At 54.5% G+C, this 24603-nt stretch carries 18 protein-coding genes, 1 tRNA gene and 1 pseudogene; 8 read left to right on the top strand and 12 right to left on the bottom strand.

Annotated elements, in window-relative coordinates; all coding sequences use genetic code 11:
* The 7 genes from OGX84_RS19750 to lrp all read right to left on the bottom strand — a co-directional run.
* A partial coding sequence (locus OGX84_RS19750; protein WP_012132456.1) for a dimethylsulfoxide reductase iron-sulfur subunit DmsB occupies window positions 1-614 on the bottom strand: 614 nt, incomplete at its 3' end.
* A gap of 10 nt (window positions 615-624) precedes the next feature.
* Complete coding sequence (gene dmsA / locus OGX84_RS19745) at window positions 625-3069, bottom strand: dimethylsulfoxide reductase subunit A (protein ID WP_047457787.1); 2445 nt, start codon at window positions 3067-3069, stop codon at window positions 625-627.
* 241 nt (window positions 3070-3310) lie between these two features.
* Window positions 3311-4603 (bottom strand): serine--tRNA ligase, encoded by a 1293-nt coding sequence (gene serS, locus OGX84_RS19740; RefSeq protein WP_012133033.1) that lies wholly within the window; start codon window positions 4601-4603, stop codon window positions 3311-3313.
* A gap of 91 nt (window positions 4604-4694) precedes the next feature.
* Window positions 4695-6038, bottom strand: coding sequence for a replication-associated recombination protein RarA (gene rarA, locus OGX84_RS19735; RefSeq protein ID WP_024130481.1), 1344 nt, complete (start codon window positions 6036-6038; stop codon window positions 4695-4697).
* A 10-nt stretch (window positions 6039-6048) separates the two neighbouring features.
* On the bottom strand, window positions 6049-6660 hold the full coding sequence (gene lolA / locus OGX84_RS19730; protein WP_047457794.1) for an outer membrane lipoprotein periplasmic chaperone LolA: 612 nt from the start codon (window positions 6658-6660) through the stop codon (window positions 6049-6051).
* A gap of 122 nt (window positions 6661-6782) precedes the next feature.
* Window positions 6783-10691, bottom strand: coding sequence for a DNA translocase FtsK (locus OGX84_RS19725; RefSeq protein WP_286458314.1), 3909 nt, complete (start codon window positions 10689-10691; stop codon window positions 6783-6785).
* A 134-nt stretch (window positions 10692-10825) separates the two neighbouring features.
* Window positions 10826-11320, bottom strand: a complete 495-nt coding sequence (lrp, locus tag OGX84_RS19720) for a leucine-responsive transcriptional regulator Lrp (RefSeq protein WP_000228469.1) — start codon at window positions 11318-11320, stop codon at window positions 10826-10828.
* A gap of 547 nt (window positions 11321-11867) precedes the next feature.
* On the opposite strand from lrp, the gene trxB reads away from it, so the two are divergent.
* From trxB to infA, 5 genes are all read left to right on the top strand, one after another.
* Window positions 11868-12836: a thioredoxin-disulfide reductase gene (gene trxB / locus OGX84_RS19715; protein ID WP_012133038.1), complete on the top strand. Its 969-nt coding sequence runs from the start codon at window positions 11868-11870 to the stop codon at window positions 12834-12836.
* Between the two features lie 113 nt (window positions 12837-12949).
* Window positions 12950-14716 (top strand): heme ABC transporter permease/ATP-binding protein CydD, encoded by a 1767-nt coding sequence (cydD, locus tag OGX84_RS19710; RefSeq protein WP_200028560.1) that lies wholly within the window; start codon window positions 12950-12952, stop codon window positions 14714-14716.
* Window positions 14717-16438 (top strand): heme ABC transporter ATP-binding protein/permease CydC, encoded by a 1722-nt coding sequence (gene cydC / locus OGX84_RS19705; protein WP_286458313.1) that lies wholly within the window; start codon window positions 14717-14719, stop codon window positions 16436-16438.
* Between the two features lie 44 nt (window positions 16439-16482).
* Window positions 16483-17187, top strand: a complete 705-nt coding sequence (aat, locus tag OGX84_RS19700; protein ID WP_112002310.1) for a leucyl/phenylalanyl-tRNA--protein transferase — start codon at window positions 16483-16485, stop codon at window positions 17185-17187.
* 284 nt (window positions 17188-17471) lie between these two features.
* On the top strand, window positions 17472-17690 hold the full coding sequence (gene infA / locus OGX84_RS19690; RefSeq protein ID WP_001040187.1) for a translation initiation factor IF-1: 219 nt from the start codon (window positions 17472-17474) through the stop codon (window positions 17688-17690).
* 373 nt (window positions 17691-18063) lie between these two features.
* Here infA and OGX84_RS19685 read toward each other — a convergent pair whose 3' ends face one another.
* Window positions 18064-18975, bottom strand: coding sequence for a LysR family transcriptional regulator (locus tag OGX84_RS19685; RefSeq protein WP_110494428.1), 912 nt, complete (start codon window positions 18973-18975; stop codon window positions 18064-18066).
* A gap of 108 nt (window positions 18976-19083) precedes the next feature.
* Here OGX84_RS19685 and OGX84_RS19680 point away from each other — a divergent pair, with 108 nt between their 5' ends.
* The 3 genes from OGX84_RS19680 to OGX84_RS19670 all read left to right on the top strand — a co-directional run bounded on the left by OGX84_RS19680 (window position 19084) and on the right by OGX84_RS19670 (window position 20883).
* Entirely contained in the window at window positions 19084-19950 is an 867-nt protein-coding gene (locus OGX84_RS19680) for a pirin family protein (protein WP_286458311.1), read from the top strand.
* Window positions 19951-19971: 21 nt separating this feature from the next.
* Window positions 19972-20649: an isochorismatase family protein gene (locus OGX84_RS19675; RefSeq protein ID WP_049011452.1), complete on the top strand. Its 678-nt coding sequence runs from the start codon at window positions 19972-19974 to the stop codon at window positions 20647-20649.
* Between the two features lie 146 nt (window positions 20650-20795).
* Window positions 20796-20883, top strand: a tRNA-Ser gene (locus OGX84_RS19670).
* Window positions 20884-21203: 320 nt separating this feature from the next.
* Here the strand turns inward: OGX84_RS19670 and cas6f are convergent.
* The 4 genes and pseudogenes from cas6f to OGX84_RS19650 all read right to left on the bottom strand — a co-directional run.
* Window positions 21204-21572: pseudogene (gene cas6f / locus OGX84_RS19665) on the bottom strand (type I-F CRISPR-associated endoribonuclease Cas6/Csy4); the annotation flags it as partial.
* A 230-nt stretch (window positions 21573-21802) separates the two neighbouring features.
* Window positions 21803-24079 (bottom strand): ATP-dependent Clp protease ATP-binding subunit ClpA, encoded by a 2277-nt coding sequence (clpA, locus tag OGX84_RS19660; RefSeq protein ID WP_012133049.1) that lies wholly within the window; start codon window positions 24077-24079, stop codon window positions 21803-21805.
* A 30-nt stretch (window positions 24080-24109) separates the two neighbouring features.
* Window positions 24110-24430: an ATP-dependent Clp protease adapter ClpS gene (gene clpS / locus OGX84_RS19655; RefSeq protein WP_012133050.1), complete on the bottom strand. Its 321-nt coding sequence runs from the start codon at window positions 24428-24430 to the stop codon at window positions 24110-24112.
* A gap of 98 nt (window positions 24431-24528) precedes the next feature.
* Window positions 24529-24603, bottom strand: coding sequence for a hypothetical protein (locus tag OGX84_RS19650; protein WP_213164981.1), 75 nt, complete (start codon window positions 24601-24603; stop codon window positions 24529-24531).

The following is a 24603-nucleotide window of genomic DNA, read 5'->3' as shown; positions in this document are numbered from 1 at the left end:
ACCTCCTTCGGATTTGCCAGATAACCCGTGGTATCCCCGGTCGGGCGGCTGTTGGCGTTGGGTTTAATCACAATGTTCGGTCTGGTGAAGTGCGCGCCCGGCAGCGGCGCAACGGCCGCCAGCGTGCCATGTTTCTTCCGCAGTTCTTCTATCGGGCCAAAGTCCAGCGCGCGCAGCGGGCAGGACTCGACGCAGATCGGTTTTTTGCCGTCGGCAACGCGGTCATGACAGCCGTCGCATTTGGTCATGTGGCCTTTGGCGGCGTTATACTGCGGCGCACCGTACGGGCAGGCCATATGGCAGTAGCGACAGCCGATGCAGACGTCCTCATCCACTACCACAAAGCCGTCCTCGCGTTTGTGCATCGCGCCGCTCGGGCACACTTTCGTGCAGGCCGGGTCTTCGCAGTGGTTGCAGGAAATGGAAAGATAGTAGGCAAAGACATTCTGGTGCCAGACGCCGTTATCCTCCTGCCAGTCGCCGCCCGCATATTCATAGATGCGGCGGAAGCTGACGTCCGGGGTTAAATCTTTGTAGTCTTTGCAGGCCAGTTCGCAGGTTTTGCAACCGGTGCAACGACTGGAGTCAATAAAAAATCCATATTGGGTTGTCATCGGTTACTCCTTATACCTTCTCAACCTGAACGAGGTTCGTATGGGACGGATTCCCCTTAGCGAGAGGAGAAGGACGCTGGGTCGTCAGGACGTTAATACATCCCCCCTGATCCACGCGTTTTGCATCCGGGTCATACCAGGCGCCTTCGCCCAACGCAACGACACCCGGCATCATGCGCGGCGTCACTTTCGCCTCAATATGCAACTCGCCGCGACCGTTGAAGATACGCACTTTGTCGCCGTTGCTAATGCCGCGTTTTTGCGCGTCCATCGGGTTAATCCACATCTCCTGGCGGCAGGAAGCTTTCAGAACGTCCACGTTGCCATAGGTAGAGTGCACGCGAGATTTGTAGTGGAAGCCCGTTAATTGCAACGGATAGTCTTTGGTCAACGGATCGCTGTAGTTTTCGAAGCCCGGCGTATAGATCGGCAACGGATCGATCACATCGCCTTCCGGCAGTTCCCAGGTTGCCGCAATCTCTGCCAGCGCCTGCGAATAGATCTCGATTTTGCCCGACGGCGTTGTCAGCGGGTTAGCCTGCGGATCGTCACGGAACGCTTTATAGGCAACGTGATGACCTTCAGGGTCGCGCTGCTTAAAGATGCCCTGCTTGCGGAATGCTTCGAATGTCGGCAGTTCGGGAATCGCCTGACGCGACTGTTCGTACAGATGACGCATCCACTCTTCTTGCGTACGCCCTTCGGTAAACTGCTGCTCCACGCCGAGACGCTTCGCCAGCTCGCTGGTCATCTGATAGATAGTCTTGCACTCAAAGCGCGGTTTAATGGCCTGGTCGGTGAAAATAACGTAGGACATGTTCCCGCAGGAGGCATCCAGCGCGAAGTCCATCTGCTCAGAAGCGGTGCAGTCCGGCAGCAGAATATCGGCATATTTCGCTGAAGAGGTCATATGACAGTCGATAACGACGATCATTTCGCACTTCTTATCATCCTGCAAAATTTCATGCGTGCGGTTAATTTCGGAATGCTGGTTAATCAGGCAGTTACCGGCATAGTTCCAGATCATCTTGATGGGAACGTCGAGTTTATCTTTGCCGCGAACCCCATCACGCAGCGCTGTCATTTCCGGTCCGCGCTCAATGGCATCGGTCCATAAGAACATCGAAATGCTGGTCTCGACCGGGTTTTCCAGCGTTGGCATACGCTCAAACGGCAAATCGTAAGATCCCTCACGCGCACCGCTGTTGCCGCCGTTAATGCCGACGTTGCCGGTCAGGATCGCCAGCATAGAGATTGCGCGAGTAACGATTTCGCCGTTGGCATGACGCTGCGGCCCCCAGCCCTGGCTGATGTAAGCGGGTTTGGCGCTACCGATTTCACGCGCCAGTTTTACAATGCGCGCCGCCGGGATACCGGTGATCTGCGACGCCCACTCTGGCGTCTTCGCAATACCGTCTCTACCCTGCCCCAGAATATAGGCTTTGTAGTGACCATTTTTCGGCGCGCTGGCGGGTAAGGTTTTTTCGTCATAACCCACACAGTATTTGTCGAGGAACGGCTGATCGACCATATCTTCGGTGATCATGACGTATGCCAGCGCATTTACCAGCGCCGCATCCGTACCCGGGCGAATCGGAATCCACTCATCCTCACGACCCGCGCCGGTATCGGTATAACGCGGATCGATAATAATCATCCGCGCGTTTGATTTTTGCCGTGCCTGTTCGAGGTAATAGGTTACCCCTCCGCCGCTCATACGGGTTTCCCCCGGATTGTTACCAAACAGCACAACCAGCTTACTATTTTCAATGTCGGAAGGACTATTGCCGTCCGCCCAGCCGCCGTAGGTGTAATTTAACCCGGCGGCAATTTGCGCGGATGAGTAATCGCCGTAGTGGTTGAGGTAACCGCCGCAGCAGTTCATCAGCCGGGCAACCAGTGTTTTTCCTGGCGGCCAGGAGCGCGTCATCGTGCCGCCAAGCGTACCCGTACCATAGTTTAAATAGATGGATTCGTTGCCATAGTCTTTGATAAGACGCTGCATATTGGTGGTGATAATGTCATAGGCTTCGTCCCAGCTGATGCGCTCAAACTTACCTTCACCACGCTTGCCAACGCGCTTCATTGGATATTTCAGACGATCGGGGTTATAAACCCGGCGGCGCATAGAACGCCCGCGCAGACAGGCGCGAATCTGATGCAGACCGTCATAGTTATCATCGCCCGTATTGTCCGTTTCAACATATTTGATTTCACCGTCCACCACATGCATGCGCAGCGGGCAGCGGCTTCCACAGTTAACGGTGCAAGCGCTCCAGATAATTTTTTCGCTGGATGCGCTGGGGCTGATAGCGTCAGCCGCATTGGCGATCCGGGTAAATGGCAGAGTCAATGCGCTACTGGCGATTGCCAGCCCGCCTATTGCTGTCGTTTTTACCAGGCCTCGACGAGTTACCTCAGCTGCCAGTACAGCATCGGGGATATTCGTTTTCATGATGACTCACTTTGCTTGCTCACGATTGATAAAAGCCAGACACTTCGTTATGTAGTTATTTATATAACGAATAAATCGATATATAGTTTTGTATATAATGAATATGAGAAAAATCAGCGATAAATGCTAATCTTCATTCGAAGGTAGTATTACCCCCAAAGGGGTAACCATTCTTGTCCGGTGTCAAACAGGCATAAAAAAAAGCGCCCGGAGGCGCTTTTTAAGCAGAGAGGAGCGGGGATTAACCGATATATTCCAGCCCGTTCATATACGGACGTAATACTTCTGGAACTTCGATGCGGCCATCAGCCTGCTGGTAGTTTTCCATCACGGCAACTAAAGTACGCCCAACCGCCAGACCGGAACCGTTCAGAGTATGAACCAGACGGGTTTTCTTGTCGGACTTACTGCGGCAGCGTGCCTGCATACGACGCGCCTGGAAATCCCATACGTTCGAGCAGGAAGAGATTTCACGGTAAGTGTTCTGCGCCGGGATCCATACTTCGAGATCGTAGGTTTTACATGCGCCAAAGCCCATGTCACCGGTACACAGAACGATTTTACGGTACGGCAGACCCAGCAACTGAAGCACTTTCTCAGCATGGCCGGTCATCTCTTCCAGCGCATCCATTGACTCTTCTGGACGCACAATCTGCACCATCTCAACTTTATCGAACTGGTGCATACGGATCAGACCGCGCGTGTCACGACCGTAAGAACCCGCTTCAGAACGGAAGCATGGCGTATGCGCAGTCATTTTGATCGGCAGCGCATCTTCGTCGATGATTTCATCACGCACCAGGTTAGTCAGCGGCACTTCCGCCGTCGGGATCAGCGCATAGTTGCTGCTGTCAGCCTCTTCTTCCAGCGGACGAGTATGGAACAGATCGCCCGCAAATTTCGGCAACTGCCCTGTACCGTACAGCGTGTCGTGGTTCACCAGATACGGCACGTAGTTTTCACTGTAACCATGCTGTTCAGTGTGCAGATCCAGCATGAACTGCGACAGCGCGCGGTGCATACGGGCAATCTGCCCTTTCATTACCACAAAACGAGAACCGGTCAGTTTAACCGCAGCCGCGAAGTCGAGACCAGCGTGCATTTCACCCAGCGTCACATGATCGCGGACGTCGAAATCAAACTCACGCGGGGTTCCCCAACGGCTGACTTCAACGTTGTCGTTTTCATCTTTACCTACCGGTACATCATCAGCCGGTAAGTTAGGAATGGTCAGCGCGATATCGCGAATTTCAGCCTGTAAGCTCTCCAGCTCAGCTTTTGCCGCATCCAGCTCTTCGCCCAGCTTGTTCACTTCCAGACGTAAAGGCTCGATATCTTCCCCGCGCGCTTTCGCCTGGCCGATGGATTTCGATCGAGAGTTACGCTCTGCTTGCAGGTTTTCCGTGTTGACCTGCAAAACTTTACGACGCTCTTCAAGAGCGCGCAGCTTATCTACATCCAGCTTAAAGCCCCGGCGTGCCAGTTTTTCAGCGACTGCGTCTGGCTCATTACGCAGCAGATTGGGATCGAGCATGCTTATCCTGTGCTTATCGAATTAAAATAGGAAACGTGACCACAGCCTGCAGTCACAGGGATACAGTGCCAACATTACCGCAACGATCGCGCTAACGGTAGCGTTTTGTGGGGCTATTTTGATCCTGTTCAGCCAGCCAGGCGAGCTTTTCGCCAATCTTGCCTTCAAGACCCCTGTTTGTGGGATGATAATAGCGTGTTTGCGCTATTTCCGGCGGGAAATAAACCTCGCCTGCGGCGTAGGCGTTTGGCTCATCATGCGCGTAGCGGTATTCCTGGCCATAGCCCATTTCTTTCATCAGTTTCGTCGGCGCATTGCGCAGATGCACAGGCACATCATAATCCGGGCGTTCACGGGCATCGGCCAGCGCCGCTTTGAACGCGGTATAAACCGCGTTACTTTTCGGCGCACAGGCCAGATAAACAATCGCCTGGGCTATCGCCCGTTCCCCTTCCGCAGGGCCAACACGGGTAAAGCAATCCCACGCAGAAATCGCCACCTGCATTGCGCGAGGATCGGCATTGCCGACGTCTTCAGAAGCAATCGCCAGGCAACGTCGGGCGACATACAGCGGGTCGCCGCCAGCGGTAATGATCCGGGCATACCAGTAAAGCGCCGCGTCCGGGGCGCTGCCACGCACCGATTTATGCAATGCGGAGATGAGATCGTAAAAGCGGTCGCCTTTATTATCAAAGCGCGCGCTGCGCTCCCCGGCGATTTCGGTCAGTAATGCGGGCAATAATACTCGCTTACCGCTGTCATCCACTTCCGCCATATCTGCCATCATTTCCAGCGTATTTAACGCCCGACGCGCATCTCCGTTCACCAGTTCAGCGATCGCCCGGCGCGTCTCGTCCGGCAGAACGATATCCTGGCCGCCATAACCACGCGCTTTGTCATCCATCGCCTGATTCAGCACCTGCTCAATATCTTCAGTCGTTAAGGATTTGAGGAGATAGACGCGGGCGCGTGACAGCAAAGCCGAGTTCAGCTCGAAGGACGGGTTTTCGGTCGTCGCGCCAATAAACGTAATCGTGCCGTCTTCGATATGCGGCAGAAACGCATCCTGCTGGCTCTTGTTGAAGCGATGGACTTCATCGACAAACAGAATAGTGCGGCGCCCGGCATTACGGTTCTGGCGGGCGCGTTCAATGGCTTCACGGATCTCTTTTACGCCAGAAGTCACGGCGGAAATGCGTTCGACGTCAGCATTGGCATAGCGGGCAATCACTTCGGCCAGCGTGGTTTTGCCCGTACCGGGCGGCCCCCACAAAATCATCGAGTGCAGGTGCCCGGCCTCAATTGCACGAGGCAAAGGCTTACCCGCAGCCAGCAGATGCTGCTGACCAATATACTGCGCTAAATTTTCTGGCCGCATACGCGCGGCCAGTGGCTGAAAGGTATTATCAGAAAAATCGAGCGACAGATTGCTCACTCATGCGCCTCTACTTACGTTGGTCGTCTACCGTTACACCTTGCGGCGGAGTAAAGGTAAATTTTGATGCATCGACAGCGCTATTCTGCTGAGATTTCAGCTGATAGCTGCTGCGCTGATCGTCTTGTTCCACTGCGCTGAACTGATGAATAGTCCCGTCACGACCCACATTAATGGTGAACTGCTTCAGGTTACCGCTGCTGCTTTTTGGCGTCAGCACAAAGTCATCGCCATTTTGTTTGATGTTGTACTGCTGCCAGTCGCTGGTCTGGTTGCGGGCTATCAGCATAAACGGCGTATTGCCCGTCGCATCTTTTAACCAGGTCGCCGTTGCCTGCTCGACAAACGGGTTAAAGAACCATAGCGTTTTCCCGTCAGAGACCAGAATGCTCTCGTCGGGCTGCGTCATATGCCAGTTAAACAGATTAGGACGCTTAACCCATAAGTCGCCCTGGCCTTCCTGAACGGCGGCGCCGCTGCCGTCAGTCACTTTTTGTGTAAAGCTGGCATGGAAGCTGCTGACTTTATCCAGACGGCTTTTCAGATCGCTGGCGGCATCCGCCCATACGCTGCTCACCACAAAGCCGGAGAGTAATGCGCAGGTGATTGCGATTTTTTTCATCATTATTCCTCAAAATACGTCACTCCCGATGGGGAGTTCCCTCTGCTCTCTATTCCAGGCCAAAAATCAGCATGAGGAAAGAAGAAAATACTGAATTCTTATTTATTTACCGATCTTTGCAATCATTCGAACGGCGGTGGCGCCAGCACCTCGCGGTTCCCGTTATGGCCTTGTTCGCTGACAATGCCCTGGGCTTCCATCTGCTCGACAATGCGCGCCGCACGGTTGTAACCGATACGGAACTGACGCTGAACGCCAGAAATGGACGCTTTGCGTTTTTCGGTCACAAAGCTCACCGCCTGATCGAATAACGGGTCCAGCTCTTCGCCGCCGTCAAAACCGCCGCCGCCCCCTTCGCTTTCGCTATCCGAGGTGATGCCGTCAATGTATTGCGGGCGACCACGCGCTTTCCAGTCCTGCACCACCGCATGCACTTCCTGGTCGCGGACAAACGCGCCATGAACACGTACTGGCATGGTCGAGTTCGGGCCGGAATAAAGCATATCCCCCATCCCCAGCAGGGACTCCGCGCCGCCCTGATCGAGGATCGTGCGTGAGTCGATCTTACTGGATACGGTAAAGGCGATACGCGTCGGAATATTGGCCTTAATCAGACCGGTAATAACGTCAACCGACGGACGCTGAGTCGCCAGCACCAGGTGAATACCTGCGGCACGCGCTTTCTGCGCCAGACGCGCAATCAGCTCTTCAACTTTCTTACCGACGGTCATCATCAGATCGGCGAATTCATCGACCAGAACCACGATATACGGCAGTTTTTCCAGCACCGGATGCTGGGCATCCATGCTGTCGCCCGGCTTCCAGTACGGGTCTGGAATCGGACGCCCCATCCGTGCCGCTTCGGCAATTTTCTCGTTATAGCCTGCCAGATTACGCACGCCAAGCGCCGACATCAGCTTATAGCGGCGTTCCATTTCATTAACGCTCCAGCGCAGTGCGTTGGCAGCGTCTTTCATATCGGTGACCACTTCGGTCAGCAGATGTGGAATGCCTTCATAGACCGAAAGTTCCAGCATTTTCGGGTCAATCATGATGAAACGCACGTCTTCCGGCTGCGCTTTATACAGCATGCTGAGGATCATGGCATTGACCCCAACCGATTTACCGGAACCCGTCGTCCCCGCAACCAGCAGATGAGGCATTTTCGCCAGATCGGCCACAACCGGATCGCCAGCGATATCTTTACCCAGCACCACGGTGAGCGGCGACGGATTCTCGCGGAATTTAGCGTTATCCAGCACTTCACGCAGGTAGACGGTCTGACGTTTTTTGTTCGGCAGTTCGAGGCCCACGTAAGGCTTACCAGGGATCACTTCTACCACGCGTACCGCAACGGTTGACAGTGAACGCGCGAGATCGCGTGACAGGTTAGAAATACGCGCGGCTTTCACGCCCGGCGCCAGATTCAGCTCAAAACGGGTAATAACAGGCCCTGGGGAATAGTTCACCACGTCAGCTTTAATGCGGAAATCCGCCAGACGCGCTTCGACCAGGCGCGCCATTTGTTCCAGCGCGAAAGTATCGACCGGTTCCACTGCGCTCGGCGGCGGCGTCAGCAGATCCAGCGACGGCAACGGCGTGGTAGGTTTCTGCAACGGACGACTGTCGCCATTACGCATCAACAACGGATGGATCAGGCTTTCCTGCGGCTGTGGCGCGGCCGGTTGTTGCGGTTGTTGATACTGTTGCTGCGGCGCGACGGGCTGCTGTGGTTGTTGATACTGTTGCTGTGGCGCGACGGGCTGTTGCGGCTGCTGATACTGTTGCTGTGGCGCGACGGGCTGTTGCGGCTGCTGATACTGTTGCTGTGGCGCAACAGGCTGCTCAGGCATCACGCCGGGAGTAAACAACGGCTCATGCGGGCCTTCATCCACCAGCGCTTTCATCGGCGAGAATTCAAAATCATCCAGCGAGAACGGATGGGCTCCCGCAGGCTGTTCCCCGGCATAGCGCTGCTGCTGCGAAGAGGCAAACTGGCGAGCCAGTTCAGCTTCTGCTGCATCCTCATCTTCTGCCTGAGGAGCATCATGTTGATATTCGGAACCATAACGATGCTGCTGAGACTGGGCGAACTGACGTGCCAGCTCATCCTGCTGCATCTCATCAATTTCATCATCGCTATACTGCGTTTCGGCATCATACTGATGACGCCCCGCCGCACGCGCTTTCTCTTCCGCGATACGCTGAGACGGTAATTTTATGCCATACGAGGCCAGCTCACGGCGGGTCGGAACGCGAACGCGGTTAGGGCGAGGCAGTTGCGGGCCAATCCCCTCTTTAACCTGCGGGCGTGGCGCACCACCGCTTACCGGGCTAAACGCAGGTGCAGCGGATGCCGCCGCCGCGCCTGCGGCCAGCGTTGCATCTTTGACGCCTGCCGCCAACGGCGCAACCGCGGCAACGGATTCAACAGGCGGCACAGAAGCTGCTGTCGGTGCCGATGGTTTAACCGGCTCCGGCGCTTTCGCTGGCTCAGGAATCGGCTGATACCACGCAGCCAGTTGCTCACGCTCACGCGCGCGTTTTTCTTCCACTTCTTCAAAGTAGTAGAGCGGCGGACGGGCGGGTTTAATTTCTTCTGCTACAGGCTCAGGCTCTACCGCAGACGGTGGCTCAACAGCAGGCTGCTGCTGGTAATACGTATCCTGAACCGGTTCCTGCGGGTAAGCCGGCTGCGGCTCGAAAGTCGGCTCGTGTTGATAAACCGGCTCAGGGTGCCAGGGTTGTTCCGCCGCAGGTTCCTGCGCCTGCGGCACAGGCTGTTCATACGCGTGTTCAGCGTAATACTGCGGTTGCGGCTCGGTCGGCGCAGGTTGCTGCCACGGTTCATGATGTGGCGCTTGCGGCTGCGCATATTGTGGTTGCGGCGGATAACTTTCCGGCGCGGGCGCAATGACCGGTTCGCCGGTTTGCGGCCCCGGAACAGGCTGCCATTCCACCACCGGTTGCGCAGGCGCGGTTTCAGCACCCGGCACCAACGGTGCAGACATAACCGGATCGGCAGGCGCCGCCCAGGCTTGCGTTGCCGTTGTCGCCGCAGCAGCGGAGGCAACAGGCTCCGTGACCGAATGCCCATTCAGCAGAGGATCGTATTCCTCATATTCCGGCTGCGTCGCACGATGGCCGGAGAACAGCACATCATCAGGATCGGCGGCCACGCCACGCGCGCTGTATTCGATATCGTCTTCATCATCCATACGCTTGCCGGAGAAAAGCGCCGCATCCGTGTGTCGCCCGCGCGGATTGCTGAACTTCTCTGCCAGCCGTTTACGGCGCGCCAGTGCGCCACGAAGGATGCGCGCACGTCGGGATTCGCGCTGTGCGCCCACCGCTTCATCTTCGTATTCGTCATCATCTTCATACTCGTCGTCATCGACCCAGGTATCATCGCGGCGAGTACGGTTGCTGGCGAAGGTGAGAATGTTCAGCAGCCAGCCACCCAGTTTTTCTGCAATGCTCACCCAGGACCAGCCGGTGAAGAGCGTCAGACCGGCTGCCCAGACGCACAGCAGCGTAATCGTTCCCCCGCTGCTGTGCAGCAGAGGCTGAAGCGTGGTGCTTAACAGGCTGCCAATGACGCCGCCAGACGCGAAGTACCAGATATCATCAGCATTAATTGCGGCTAATCCGCAGGAGGTAAGAATCAACGCCAGGACGCCGATAATGCGCAGCGACACGGCAAAATAGTCGATGTAATCGTCGTTGCTCTGGTGCCGCCAGGCAAACCAGCAGCCGCCAACGATAATCACCGGGATGGTGTAAGCCATCACGCCAAAGATAAAGAACAGCGTGTCAGCCAGCCACGCGCCCGGCGCGCCGCCTAAATTATGGATAGGCTCATGCCATGCGGTTTGCGACCAACTGGGATCTGAAGGGTTAAAGCTAAGTAAGGCTGCCATCAACCAGACGGCAAAAAGGGCAATAAGGATCAGCAACGCTTCCAGAAGTCGGCGCCCGCTGCTTAACTTTTTCAATGTGACTTCTTTGTCTTCAGTGTATTCCTGGCTCAAAAAAGGCTCTCCAGGTTTCGGGCTTTTCCTGCCCGATGCTAAAACGGACAACAGCACCGGGTTGCCCCGGCACTGTTGCTGTATGGATTAACAGGAGTGTAATCAAACTACGTCGATTTTGCACCTGTTCCGTGTTAGCGCGTCTTAATTACCAGACGATTGCTCTGTTTGACTTCTTCCATTACCACGTAAGTACGTGTGTCATTCACGCCAGGCAGACGCAGCAGGGTTTCACCCAGCAGCTTACGGTACGCTGACATATCCGGCACGCGTGTTTTCAACAGGTAGTCGAAATCACCGGAAACTAAATGACACTCTTGAATTTCTTCAAGTTTTTGTACTGCGGCGTTAAATTGTTCAAACACATCTGGAGCGCCACGATTCAGAGTAATCTCAACAAAAACCAGAAGTGATGCATCCAGATAATGCGGGTTTAACAGCGCCGTATAGCCCTGAATAAAACCCTGTCTTTCCAGCCGACGGACACGCTCAAGGCAAGGCGTCGGTGAAAGTCCCACTCGTTTAGAAAGCTCGACGTTAGAAATACGCCCATCCTTTTGCAACTCATTAAGAATGTTACGATCGATACGGTCGAGATCTTTGCCAGGGCGCTTCTTGCTATCTACCATTATTATTGTCTCTCTGTATTCCTTCCCTACTCCTGCCTGACTCTACTAACATCACTGTTCAGAGTCGATGCCCATCACAATAGACCGAACCCAGAGGGATTAACGGCGCGCAATGCCAGGGCCTATGGTGAGAAGACCGTTGCCGGATGGCAGCTATCGACATCACGAATGGCGTCTGTCCACGCCATGCGTAGATTTCACTAGCCCGGTAAACATGGTGCTTATATGCATGATTATGCAGCACACACATAACACTGTTTTTTTCTTCCAGAAGATGTTTTCGCAAAACAGCAGGGGATTGTCAAAGCAAAACATCGATTTTTAGTACAACATGCCAGTTATTCATTAAGAGCGGCGCTAAATCGTCATTTTATCACCTTATAACTGGCCGATTTTAAGTAGAAAGCATTATATCGCAGCCCTAAATCCGCCCATTCATCGGTTCCTGCTATTACACATATTGTTAACAAAATCGCTATACTCTTTTTTTACGTCTGCAAATTCCCTACAATCCTGCCCATTGTCTGCCAACAACTATGGGGATCTCATGGGCACGACCAAACACAGTAAACTGCTTATCCTGGGTTCTGGACCGGCGGGATATACCGCTGCGGTCTACGCTGCGCGCGCAAACCTGCAACCGGTTCTGATTACCGGTATGGAGAAAGGCGGTCAACTGACCACCACGACGGAAGTGGAAAACTGGCCTGGCGATCCGAACGATCTGACCGGGCCGCTATTGATGGAGCGCATGCACGAACATGCGACGAAATTTGATACTGAAATCATCTTCGATCACATCAATAGCGTGGATCTGCAAAACCGTCCTTTCCGTCTGACCGGCGACAGCGGCGAATACACCTGCGATGCGCTGATCATCGCAACCGGCGCTTCCGCACGCTACCTCGGCCTGCCGTCTGAAGAAGCATTTAAAGGCCGTGGCGTGTCTGCCTGCGCCACCTGCGACGGTTTCTTCTACCGCAACCAGAAGGTCGCGGTCATCGGCGGCGGCAACACGGCGGTTGAAGAAGCGTTATACCTGGCGAACATCGCCGCTGAAGTGCATTTGATTCACCGTCGCGACGGCTTCCGCGCCGAAAAAATTCTGATTAAGCGCCTGATGGATAAAGTGGAAAACGGCAACATCGTGCTGCATACCCACCGCACTCTGGAAGAGGTGACCGGCGATCAGATGGGCGTTACCGGTTTGCGTCTGCGTGATACGCAAAACCCGGACAACATTGAATCCCTTGACGTTGCAGGCCTGTTTGTCGCCATCGGCCACAGCCCGAACACCGCGATTTTTGAAGGTCAGCTCGAACTGGAAAACGGCTATATCAAAGTCCAGTCCGGCATCCACGGTAACGCCACGCAGACCAGCGTTCCCGGCGTGTTCGCCGCAGGCGACGTGATGGACCATATTTATCGTCAGGCAATCACCTCAGCGGGCACAGGTTGCATGGCGGCGCTGGACGCTGAACGCTACCTTGACGGTCTGGCTGACGCGTGCAAATAGTTTTTACAAATCAGTAACAAAAGTAAAAAAGGCGACTATAAGTCGCCTTTATTTTTGCCCCGTTGTAACATTGCCGTGCCAAAAATTCCGATAACTCACCTGCTAAGCGTGCAATGAATAAAACCCGTCAAAAAGAATTGACCCGCTGGTTAAAACAGCAAAGTGTAATTTCCCAACGTTGGCTGAACATTTCACGCCTGTTGGGTTTCGTGAGTGGCGTACTGATTGTCGCTCAGGCCTGGATCATGGCTCGCATTCTCCAGCATATGATCATGGACAATATTCCCCGCGAAGCCCTCCTGCTCCCCTTCATCGTACTGATGTTGGTGTTTGTCCTGCGCGCCTGGGTGGTCTGGCTGCGCGAGCGGGTGGGTTTTCATGCCGGGCAGCATATCCGATTTGAGATTCGCCGCCAGGTGCTGGATCGCCTGCAACAGGCAGGGCCAGCCTGGATTCAGGGTAAACCGGCTGGTAGCTGGGCGACGCTGGTGCTGGAGCAGATTGACGATATGCATGATTACTATGCCCGCTATCTGCCGCAAATGGCGCTTGCTGTCTGCGTTCCCTTGTTGATTGTGGCGGCGATCTTCCCGTCAAACTGGGCCGCCGCGCTGATTTTGCTCGGCACCGCACCGCTGATCCCATTATTTATGGCGATGGTGGGAATGGGCGCCGCCGACGCTAACCGCCGTAATTTTCAGGCGCTTGCCCGCCTGAGCGGGCATTTCCTCGACCGCTTACGCGGTATGGAGACGCTGCGCATCTTCGGGCGCGGTGAAGCAGAAACGGAAAGCATTCGTGTCGCTTCACAAGATTTTCGCCAGCGCACAATGGAAGTCCTGCGTCTCGCCTTTTTATCCTCCGGGGTACTGGAGTTCTTCACGTCGCTGTCCATTGCACTGGTCGCGGTTTATTTCGGTTTCTCCTACCTCGGCGAGCTTAATTTCGGCCATTACGGGACAGGCGTCACGCTTGCCGCCGGCTTCCTGGCGCTGATTCTGGCGCCGGAGTTTTTCCAGCCACTGCGCGATCTGGGCACCTTTTACCATGCCAAAGCGCAGGCGGTAGGTGCGGCTGACAGCCTGAAAACCTTTATGGAAACACCTCTCGCTCACCCGGAACGCGGCGATGTCGAACTTTCCGGGAAAGAACCGGTAACCCTTGAAGCGCAGGATCTGATAATTACCTCGCCGGAAGGTAAAACGCTTGCCGGACCGCTGAATTTCACACTGGCCGCAGGTCAGCGCGCCGTACTGGTTGGTCGCAGCGGTTCAGGAAAGAGTTCACTGTTAAACGCGCTGTCAGGCTTTCTCTCTTATCAGGGCTCCCTGTGCATTAACGGCGTTGAACTTCGTGATTTATCCCCGGAATCCTGGCGAAAACATCTCTCCTGGGTGGGGCAAAACCCACAATTACCGGCTGGCACGCTCCGTGAAAACGTCCTGCTTGCCCGCCCGGATGCCAGTGAACAAGCGTTACAGGCGGCTCTCGACAGCGCCTGGGTCAGTGAGTTTTTACCTCTGTTGCCGCAAGGCGTAGACACGCCGACTGGCGATCACGCTGGTCGCCTTTCCGTCGGTCAGGCGCAGCGGGTTGCGGTTGCCCGCGCCCTGCTGAATCCCTGCAAATTGTTGTTGCTGGATGAACCCGCCGCCAGTCTGGATGCCCACAGCGAGCAGCGTGTAATGCAGGCGCTGAATGCCGCATCAAGACGCCAGACCACGCTGATGGTGACGCATCAGTTAGAAGATCTTGCCGACTGGGACGTGATCTGGGTTATGCAGGACGGGCAGATCATCGAGCAAGGTGATTATACCCAACTCAGCAGCGCCAACGGCGCGTTTGCGACACTATTGGCTCATCGTCAGGAGGACATTTAAATGCGTGCCTTGCTACCGTATCTGACGCTGTATAAACGTCATAAGTGGATGTTAACGCTCGGTATTATCCTGGCCATCGTCACGCTACTGGCCAGTATCGGTTTGCTGACGCTCTCTGGCTGGTTCCTCTCCGCCTCAGCCGTAGTCGGTGTGGCGGGTATCTATAGCTTTAACTACATGCTGCCGGCTGCTGGCGTGCGCGGTGCGGCGATCACCCGTACTGCGGGCCGGTATTTCGAGCGTCTGGTCAGCCATGACGCCACCTTCCGCGTATTGCAACATTTGCGTATTCATACGTTCAGCAAGCTGCTGCCGCTCTCCCCCGCCGGTCTTGCCCGCTATCGTCAGGGCGAGCTGCTGAACCGCGTCGTCGCCGATGTCGATACGCTGGATCACCTCTACCTGCGCGTCATTTCTCCGCTGGTTGGCGCGTTTGTGGTGATTATGGTGGTCACTCTGGGGCTGAGTGTTCTCGATTTCACCCTCGCGATTACGCTGGGTGGCATTATGCTGCTGACGCTGTTTATTATGCCGCCGCTCTTCTATCGCGCCGGAAAAAGCACCGGGCAGAACTTAACCCATTTACGCGGTCAGTATCGCCAGCAGTTAACCGCCTGGCTACAGGGTCAGGCGGAATTGACAATATTTGGCGCCAGCTCGCGCTATCGGGCGCAAATGGAAGCCACGGAATTACAGTGGCATGAAGCCCAGCGACGCCAGTCTGAATTAACGGCGCTATCCCAGGCCTTAATGCTGCTGATTGGCGCACTGGCGGTAATGCTGATGTTATGGATGGCTTCCGGCGGCGTCGGCGATAACAGCCAGCCTGGCGCGCTGATAGCGCTGTTTGTCTTTTGCGCACTGGCGGCATTTGAAGCGCTTGCCCCCGTTACCGGCGCGTTTCAACATCTTGGCCAGGTCATCGCCTCTGCGCTGCGTATTACCGAACTGACCGAGCAGCAGCCTGAAGTGACCTTCCCGGATGGCGAAGCAGCGGCTCCCCGGCAGGTAACGCTGACGCTGCGTGACGTTTCATTCAGTTACCCGGAGCAGCCGCAAAAAGCGCTGGATACCCTTTCTCTGCAAGTCGCGCCCGGAGAACATATCGCTATTCTCGGACGCACCGGCTGCGGGAAATCGACATTGCTGCAACTGCTCACCCGCGCCTGGGACCCGCAGAGCGGCGATATTCTGCTTAACGATCAACCGATTTCAACGCTGGATGAAGCAGCCCTGCGTCGCACCATTAGCGTGGTGCCGCAGCGAGTACACCTGTTCAGCGCCACATTGCGTGACAACCTGCTGCTGGCAGCGCCAGACGCAAACGACGATACGCTCTCAGAGATGCTGCGCCGTGTCGGGCTGGAAAAGCTGCTGGAGGATGGCGGACTTAACAGCTGGCTAGGCGAAGGCGGACGTCAGCTGTCAGGCGGCGAGCTTCGTCGTCTGGCTATCGCCCGTGCCCTGCTGCACGATGCGCCGCTCATGCTGCTCGATGAACCCACTGAGGGGCTGGACGCGACAACCGAAAGCCAGATGCTTGAATTGCTGGCAGAGGTTATGCGCGGGAAAACCGTTTTAATGGTCACGCACCGTCTGCGCGGGCTGTCGCGTTTTGATCAAATAATAGTGATGGACAACGGACAAATTATTGAGCAAGGTAATCACGCAGATCTGTTAGCCAGGCAGGGTCGTTATTACCAGTTTAAGCAACGTCTGTAAGCTATTATTGAACGATCCGACTTGCGTACTGGAGTTCTGCGGTCATGCGCCTGGTTCAGCTTTCTCGCCACTCAATCGCCTTCCCCTCGCCGGAAGGCGCGTTACGTGAACCCAATGGTTTATTGGCGCTTGGTGGCGATCTCAGTCCTGCCCGCTTATTGATGGCCTATCAGCGGGGTATTTTCCCGTGGTTTTCACCAGGCGACCCGATTCTTTGGTGGTCACCCGATCCTCGCGCTATTTTGCAGCCTGAAACATTACACATCAGCCGCAGCATGAAGCGTTTTCACAAACGATCGCCCTATCGCGTCACGCTTAATTATGCGTTTGGTCAGGTTATTGAAGGCTGCGCCAACGATCGTGACGAAGGAACCTGGATCACGCGCGATGTCGTGGAAGCGTATCACCGCTTACATGAGCTGGGGCATGCGCATTCCATCGAAGTATGGCGACACAACGCGCTCGTCGGCGGCATGTATGGCGTTTCACAAGGCACCCTGTTTTGCGGCGAATCGATGTTCAGTCGCCAGGAGAACGCCTCCAAAACCGCGCTGCTTGTTTTTTGCGCTGAATTTATTCGTCAGGGTGGAAAATTAATCGACTGCCAGGTACTGAATAGCCACACGGCATCGCTTGGCGCTGTCGAAATTCCCCGCAGGCAATACCTTGAGCATCTGGGATCATTACGGCAACAGCGATTACCGGGTCATTTCTGGGTGCCGCGCACGTTATTTTCGCCTCAGGTGTGAATGTTTTCGGCACATTTTTTGTCAGGGTGTTATAATTGTGCCGCAGAGCAGGTTATGCCCATTACCCCGCCGCCGTTAAGGAACCGTTCGCGTCAGGTAACGCCCATCGTTTATCTCATCGCTCCCTTATACGTTGCGCTTCAAGTGCGGCTTTGCCGTGTTTTTCGGAGTAATGCGCCAAACCTGATTTGCTGCGTTTTAAACGCGCAAATCTTTACTTATTTAAAGAACTTCGGCATTATCTTGCCGGTTCAAATTACGGTAGTGATACCCCAGAGGATTAGATGGCCAAAGAAGACAATATTGAAATGCAGGGTACCGTTCTCGAAACGTTACCTAATACCATGTTCCGCGTAGAATTAGAAAACGGTCACGTGGTTACTGCACACATCTCCGGTAAAATGCGTAAAAACTACATCCGCATCCTGACGGGCGACAAAGTGACTGTTGAACTGACCCCGTACGACCTGAGCAAAGGCCGCATTGTCTTCCGTAGTCGCTGATTGTTTTCACGCCCGGGTGGCGTAAAGATAAAAAAAGGTCGGTTTATCCGGCCTTTTTATTGTCCCTTTCCTGCATGAATACCGTTGATGCGAATTAACGTTATTTTTATTCCCCGCAGCGTCCCTTCCTTCTACATTAAATACTGAACTGCCTGTACGGCAGTGAACCATACCCTGTTTATCGGGCGTGGTTTTCGCTGTTTCTAAGCTGCCTGTACGGCAGTGAACAGGAATAATATCAGACAATCACGTTGATTTATTGAAGAAAAACGCAACGTCTTCCTGTCAGACCCTTTTTCACCCAAGTTATATATACACAATAAAATCAATAAGTTAGTGACATAAAATAAAAAAGGGTATATTGCGCTCTGTTTTAATCTTCCACCATTCGCGCATACTCTTCTGTCAAAAAATCCACCAGCGCGCGTACGGACGGCAACAATCCACGGCGGGACGGGAATACCGCATGAATCACCTCTCTTCTGGGTTCCCATCCTTCCAGCAAGGCAACCAGCTTCCCCGCAGCCAGTTGGTCTTTCACCATTAAAACAGGTAACTGAACGAGGCCGACGCCCGCAACGGCCGCTTCACGCAGCGCCAGCATGTCTGTAGTGATCAAACGCGGTGTAAAGTGAACTTCAGCACGCGCGCCCTGTGGACCAAAGAGTTCCCAGCGGTGGATATGTTTACCTGAAGCCAGGCTCAGTCCGGGCCAGTGATGCAGTTCTGCTGGCGAAGAAGGATTCCCCATACGCTGTACCAATGTCGGGCTGGCAAACAAACGGTGCCCCCTGTCCGCCAGCACGCGCATCACCAGATCGCTGTCTTCAAAAGGACGCGGCCGGACGCGAATTGCAACGTCAATGCCCTCGCCAACCACGTCAACACGGCGGTTGGTTGCTTCAAGTTGTAACGACACATCGGGATAACGCGCCATAAACTTCGCCAGCATTGGGCCGATATGTACATGTAGCAACGTCACTGGACATGTCAGTTTTACAATGCCACGCGGCTCGACCTGTAAGGCGGCTATCGCATCCTGCGCCGCCTGTGCTTCCACCAGCATTGCCTTACAATGTTCATAAAAGGTCTGCCCGACTTCGGTGACATTAAATTGCCGCGTGGTTCGTTGAATAAGGCGAACGCCCAGCCGTTCCTCCAGTTGCGCAATACGCCGGCTAAGCTTTGACTTTGGTTCATCCAGCGCTCGCCCTGCCGCCGCAAATCCCCCCTCCTCGACGACATGAACAAACCACGCAAAATCATTGAGATCCGGTTTTGTCATTGCATTGTCCTGTTTATAGAACGGTAAGGTCTATTTTAGCGACTACTCAGATCATTGTCATAGATATAAGCTTATTTACATCAAGACAACGCCACCGAGGAGACCACCATGAAACAGATTACAGGCGTCTATACCGCACCTCGCCCGCATTGGGTTGGCGATGGATTTCCGGTTCGTTCGCTCTTCTCTTATCAGTCCCATGCAGAGCAGTTAAGCCCGTTCCTGCTGCTGGACTATGCCGGGCCGCATACCTTTGCCTCTGGCGCCGAAAACGAAAAACGTGGAGTGGGAGAACACCCGCATCGCGGCTTTGAAACCGTCACGATTGTTTACAGCGGCGAAGTTGAGCACCGCGATTCAACAGGCCGAGGCGGCGTCATCGGCCCTGGCGATGTGCAGTGGATGACCGCAGGCGCAGGCATTTTGCATGAAGAGTTTCATTCTTCAGCCTTTACCCAACAGGGAGGCGAGCTGGAAATGGTGCAACTGTGGGTGAACCTGCCCGCGAAAGACAAAATGGCGGTGCCGGGTTATCAAAGCATCAGCAGCGATCTCATCCCTGCCGTAACGCTGCCTGACGAAGCCGGAACCGCGCGCATTATTGCAGGCCGCTATCAGGATGTGAAAGGCCCGGCGCATACCTTCTCGCCGTTGAATGTCTGGGATATGCGCCTACAACGCGATCGTCATCTTACGCTGCCCGTCGCTGAAGGGTGGAGCACCGCGCTGGTCGTCCTGAAAGGAAGTATTACGGTGAATGGCACAACACCGGTAAATGAAGCGCAACTGGTGGTGTTAAGCCAGGAAGGTGAAAACCTGTATCTCGAAGCCAGTAGCGATGCCAGCGTTCTGCTGTTGTCGGGCGAGCCGCTGAATGACCCCATTGTCGGTTACGGCCCATTTGTCATGAACACAAAACAAGAAATCGCAGAAGCCGTACGCGATTTCAACTCCGGCCGTTTTGGCCAAATCTGAAAACATTGAGGAGTACACAATATGTCCAGTCCTGCTAATTTTAATGGTTTGCGCCCGGTAATTGACGTTAACGATTCCGTTATGCTGTTAATCGACCACCAGAGCGGGCTTTTCCAGACCGTTGGCGATATGCCGATGCCTGAATTGCGCGCCCGTGCGGCCGCGCTGGCCAAAATGGCGACCTTGTCGAAGATGCCGGTCATTACGACGGCATCTGTACCGCAGGGACCGAACGGCCCGCTGATCCCGGAGATCCACGCCAATGCACCGCACGCGCAGTATATTGCCCGTAAAGGCGAGATCAACGCCTGGGATAACGCTGATTTCGTCCAGGCGGTAAAAGCGACCGGCCGTAAAACGCTGATCATCGCCGGTACGATTACCAGCGTTTGCATGGCATTCCCGGCGATTAGCGCGGTCGCGGAAGGTTATAAAGTGTTTGCTGTTATTGATGCTTCCGGCACCTACAGCAAAATGGCTCAGGAGATCACGCTGGCACGCGTTGTTCAGGCTGGCGTCGTACCGATGGATACCGCCGCAGTGGCTTCCGAGTTGCAGAGCACCTGGAACCGTGAAGACGCAGCAGAGTGGGCTGAGGTCTACACCAAAGTGTTCCCGGCGTATCAGTTGTTGATCGAGAGTTACAGCAAAGCGCAGGAAGTGGTGAAAAACGGTGAGATACTGGATTCACAGCGCTAATCGTATTCCCTGCTCCCCCAGAGCAGGGAATATGTTCATTGCATAACCAAACGATAATTAAAGCGTAAATTCTGCTTGACCGTTTTGGCGCAACTCCCTATAGTAGCGCCCCGTTGCCCCCAAGCGGTCAGGCAGCAATACAATATGGTGAGGTGTCCGAGTGGCTGAAGGAGCACGCCTGGAAAGTGTGTATACGGCAACGTATCGGGGGTTCGAATCCCCCCCTCACCGCCATATTCARRAAAGAGCTCGTACGAAAGTAYGGGCTTTTTTTTCRCMTRTTGCACGTACTGTGGGGGGATGAGAACCCACGACCGGGGTTCGACAACTGGCGGCAGCCAGTTGGACAGACCGCGAACGCAGAGAGCGGGCTGCCCGCAGGGCGAGCGAAGCGAGTCAATCCCCCCCTCACCGCCATATTCGGAAAAAGAGCTCGTACAAAAGTACGGGCTTTTTTTTCACCTGTTGCACATCGCCGGATGGCGGCGCTCGCGCCTTATCCGGCCTACGAGTGGCGCTCTGTAGGCCTGATAAGCGAAGCGCCATCAGGCCTCTCAGAACCAGGGAATAGTCGCCGTAGAACTTAATCCATAGCTTGTGAATGTCCCGCTAACAGGTTCAGAACGCAGTTCGCCGTGACGAATAAACACCCGAAATTGTTGCTGATTCGACAAGCTCTTAACGTTCAGGTAAGGCAAATCGCTATGCTGTTCGGTTGACTCCACCAGGCGCAGTTGCGCCTGCTCTTCCGTCAACCATCCCTTCCTGACGGAACGCCGCAATAACCGTTGTGGACTGCTTTTCACCTGCACCCGACTCACCGTGCGCCAGCCTTTTACAGCCGGAACAGGGGTTATCGCCATACACTGGCAATAATCATTCAGCCCCTTACGCCATGAACCAGCCTCAAGTTCCTGTAACGCTTTTCTAAGCTATCTGTACGGCAGTGAACTGAAGCTGTTCGTCGCTATCATGGTGTTAATAAAGAAAAATATAAACACATAAAAATCATAGCGTTAAAAAAACACTCAAAAAAAGGGTTTTCAGGTATCCGGGGTATGGCGGCAAAAAAATCCGTAACCTCAAAAGAGATTACGGATTTTAGCGAGTTTATCTGAACGCGACTGGCGTTCAGATTTTACCGGTTACGAGATTAATGCGCGGCTTCCGGTTTGTGCTTTTGCGCACTCTGGAAGCCATACGTCAGCTCATTTTTCTCTTTATCCAGCGCAACGGTCACCTGGCCGCCGCCAACCAGCGAACCGAACAGCAGCTCGTTTGCCAGCGGTTTTTTCAGGTTGTCCTGGACGACGCGTGTCATTGGACGTGCGCCCATCGCGCGGTCATAGCCTTTCTCTGCCAGCCAGTCACGCGCTTCCTGACTCACTTCCAGGGAGACGCCTTTCTGATCCAGTTGAACCTGCAACTCGACGATAAACTTATCGACAACCTGATGGATCACTTCAGTAGACAGGTGATCGAACCAGATAATGTTGTCGAGACGGTTACGGAACTCCGGCGTAAACACTTTCTTGATTTCACCCATCGCGTCCGTACTGTTGTCCTGATGGATGAGTCCAATCGATTTACGCTCAGTTTCACGCACACCGGCGTTGGTGGTCATCACCAGCACCACGTTGCGGAAATCCGCTTTACGCCCGTTGTTGTCCGTCAGCGTGCCGTTGTCCATCACCTGCAACAGCAGGTTAAAGACATCTGGATGCGCCTTCTCAATTTCATCCAGCAGCAGAACCGCATGCGGATGTTTGATAACCGCATCGGTCAGCAGACCGCCCTGGTCGAAACCGACATATCCCGGAGGCGCGCCGATCAGGCGGCTTACGGTGTGGCGTTCCATATACTCGGACATATCAAACCGCAGCAGTTCAATACCCAGCGCTTTGGAAAGCTGTACCGTTACCTCGGTTTTCCCTACCCCGGTAGGCCCCGCGAACAGGAACGAACCGACAGGTTTATGTTCATGACCGAGACCCGCACGGCTCATTTTGATCGCTTCGGTCAGCGCTTCAATTGCCTTATCCTGCCCGAAGACCAGCATTTTCAGGCGGTCGCCGAGGTTTTTCAGCGTATCGCGATCGCTCTGCGAGACGCTCTTCTCAGGAATACGCGCGATGCGCGCCACAACGGACTCAATATCCGCCACGTTGACGGTTTTCTTGCGCTTGCTGACCGGCATCAGACGAGCACGCGCACCGGCTTCGTCGATGACGTCAATCGCCTTATCCGGCAGATGACGGTCGTTGATGTATTTCACCGCCAGCTCTACCGCCGCACGCACCGCTTTCGCCGTGTAGCGAACATCGTGGTGCGCTTCGTACTTCGGTTTCAGGCCGTTGATGATCTGCACAGTCTCATCCACGGACGGCTCAGTGATATCAATTTTCTGGAAGCGACGCGCTAACGCGCGGTCTTTCTCGAAAATATTGCTGAATTCCTGATACGTCGTGGAACCAATCACGCGGATCTTACCGCTGGAGAGCAGCGGTTTAATCAGGTTTGCGGCATCCACCTGACCGCCCGACGCCGCACCCGCACCGATAATGGTGTGGATCTCATCAATAAACAGGATGCTGTTGGTGTCCTGTTCCAGCTGTTTGAGCAGCGCTTTAAAACGTTTTTCGAAATCGCCGCGATACTTGGTGCCCGCCAGCAGCGAGCCGATATCCAGCGAGTAGAGGGTGCAATCCGCCATCACTTCCGGCACATCGCCCTGGACAATACGCCAGGCCAGACCTTCGGCAATCGCCGTCTTACCGACGCCGGACTCACCCACCAGCAGCGGGTTATTTTTCCGGCGGCGACACAGCACCTGAATGGCACGCTCCAGCTCTTTTTCACGACCAATCAGCGGATCGATTCCGCCCACGCGAGCAAGCTGGTTAAGGTTAGTCGTGAAGTTCTCCATACGTTCCTCCCCGCCAACTTGTTCTTCGCTATTTGGCTGATTGCCGGGGTCAGAAGACTGACTCGGCTCGTCCTTTCGCGTCCCATGAGAAATAAAGTTCACCACGTCGAGGCGGCTGACTTCATGCTTACGCAGCAGATAAGCCGCCTGGGATTCCTGTTCGCTGAAGATAGCCACCAGCACATTCGCGCCAGTTACCTCACTGCGCCCGGAGGACTGAACGTGAAAGACCGCACGTTGCAGCACGCGCTGAAAACTCAACGTCGGCTGTGTGTCGCGCTCTTCTTCGCTGGCAGGCAGTACGGGTGTGGTTTGTTCAATGAAGGCTTCAAGTTCCTGACGGAGCGCCACCAAATCCACGGAGCACGCTTCCAGCGCTTCGCGGGCCGATGGGTTACTGAGCAACGCCAGTAACAAGTGCTCGACGGTCATAAACTCATGTCGGTGCTCGCGCGCTCTGGCGAAAGCCATGTTTAAACTGAGTTCCAGTTCTTGATTGAGCATAGGCACCTCCCCCAATTTTTACGCCTGCATTCAGGCTTTTTCCAGCGTACACAGCAACGGATGCTCGTTCTCCCTCGCATACTTGTTCACCATCGCCACTTTGGTCTCCGCGACCTCGGCGGTAAATACGCCGCAGATAGCTTTACCTTGATAGTGAACCGCAAGCATCAGTTGCGTTGCACGTTCTACATCATAAGAAAAGAATTTTTGTAACACGTCAATAACAAACTCCATTGGAGTGTAATCATCATTGACTAATATCACTTTATACATAGATGGCGGTTTTAGCGCGTCGCGCACCTTATCTTCCGCCAGCTGGTCAAAATCCAGCCAATCGTTCGTCTTACCCATTGTCAGTCGTCATCTTCGGTTACGGTTACCGGCAGAACGTACTGCCGCTGACAAGAGCCTATGCACGCAATCAATCTACCCCAATTAATAGATAACTATCATCTATCTCTGTCATCCGCGACATCTGTCACATTACCGGCAATAGCGTTAACTGCTTCAAATTTTTGATTCAT

Origin of the sequence: Citrobacter sp. CK202 (genome assembly GCF_030333225.1) — a bacterium.
Taxonomy (GTDB): domain Bacteria; phylum Pseudomonadota; class Gammaproteobacteria; order Enterobacterales; family Enterobacteriaceae; genus Citrobacter_B; species Citrobacter_B koseri.
This window is presented reverse-complemented; position numbering and strand designations above follow the sequence as displayed.

Bases quoted from the DNA above. Each gene is read 5' to 3' on its own strand.
- clpA (WP_012133049.1), bottom strand. From the start codon at position 24,079: ATGCTCAATCAAGAACTGGAACTCAGTTTAAACATGGCTTTCGCCAGA.
- lolA (WP_047457794.1), bottom strand. From the start codon at position 6,660: ATGAAAAAAATCGCAATCACCTGCGCATTACTCTCCGGCTTTGTGGTG.
- infA (WP_001040187.1), top strand. From the start codon at position 17,472: ATGGCCAAAGAAGACAATATTGAAATGCAGGGTACCGTTCTCGAAACG.
- OGX84_RS19680 (WP_286458311.1), top strand. From the start codon at position 19,084: ATGAAACAGATTACAGGCGTCTATACCGCACCTCGCCCGCATTGGGTT.
- clpS (WP_012133050.1), bottom strand. From the start codon at position 24,430: ATGGGTAAGACGAACGATTGGCTGGATTTTGACCAGCTGGCGGAAGAT.
- OGX84_RS19675 (WP_049011452.1), top strand. From the start codon at position 19,972: ATGTCCAGTCCTGCTAATTTTAATGGTTTGCGCCCGGTAATTGACGTT.
- OGX84_RS19685 (WP_110494428.1), bottom strand. From the start codon at position 18,975: ATGACAAAACCGGATCTCAATGATTTTGCGTGGTTTGTTCATGTCGTC.
- dmsA (WP_047457787.1), bottom strand. From the start codon at position 3,069: ATGAAAACGAATATCCCCGATGCTGTACTGGCAGCTGAGGTAACTCGT.
- cydD (WP_200028560.1), top strand. From the start codon at position 12,950: ATGAATAAAACCCGTCAAAAAGAATTGACCCGCTGGTTAAAACAGCAA.
- serS (WP_012133033.1), bottom strand. From the start codon at position 4,603: ATGCTCGATCCCAATCTGCTGCGTAATGAGCCAGACGCAGTCGCTGAA.
- cydC (WP_286458313.1), top strand. From the start codon at position 14,717: ATGCGTGCCTTGCTACCGTATCTGACGCTGTATAAACGTCATAAGTGG.
- trxB (WP_012133038.1), top strand. From the start codon at position 11,868: ATGGGCACGACCAAACACAGTAAACTGCTTATCCTGGGTTCTGGACCG.
- lrp (WP_000228469.1), bottom strand. From the start codon at position 11,320: ATGGTAGATAGCAAGAAGCGCCCTGGCAAAGATCTCGACCGTATCGAT.
- aat (WP_112002310.1), top strand. From the start codon at position 16,483: ATGCGCCTGGTTCAGCTTTCTCGCCACTCAATCGCCTTCCCCTCGCCG.